Genomic DNA, 448 nt, shown 5'->3' on the forward strand with positions numbered 1-448 from the left:
TGATCACCAGCGGCGGCGCGATGATCATGGTGTCACCCACGGCGCGCATGATCAGGCCGTTTTCGAAACAGAAGTTGCGGCAGATCATGCCCACACCCTTGCCTTCGTAACGGCTGCGGGTGGCCTTGTCCTTGACCATGATCATCGCGCCGCCGCTGGTGATCAGCCATGCAGAGATTGATGAGCTGGTAGAAAAGGCGCGCAAATGCCTGGACCTGACACTCGAAGCGATTCGGTGAGCGTTTGCTAGGCTAGCGAAGTGACATTAAGTCGTTACCAGGCCCTGCTTTCCTTGATACAGGGCCCGGTAACTTGCCAGACTAGCGACTGTTTCAGTCGCCGCACGCTCTGCACCGTGGGTTCTGGCAGCTGAACGGAAGGCTAAACAAAAATTCTGGAGCATTACGCATGAAGAAAATGGGCAAGACGTTGCTGGCCGCCGCCCTGA

1 pseudogene is annotated in these 448 nt (G+C 56.7%); it reads right to left on the reverse strand.

Annotated elements, in window-relative coordinates:
- Window positions 1–151, reverse strand: a pseudogene (locus GYA94_RS28410) (aspartate aminotransferase family protein); the annotation flags it as partial.
- Between the last annotated feature and the right edge of the window lie 297 nt (window positions 152–448).

Source organism: Pseudomonas juntendi (assembly GCF_009932375.1).
GTDB classification, from domain to species: Bacteria; Pseudomonadota; Gammaproteobacteria; order Pseudomonadales; family Pseudomonadaceae; genus Aquipseudomonas; species Aquipseudomonas juntendi.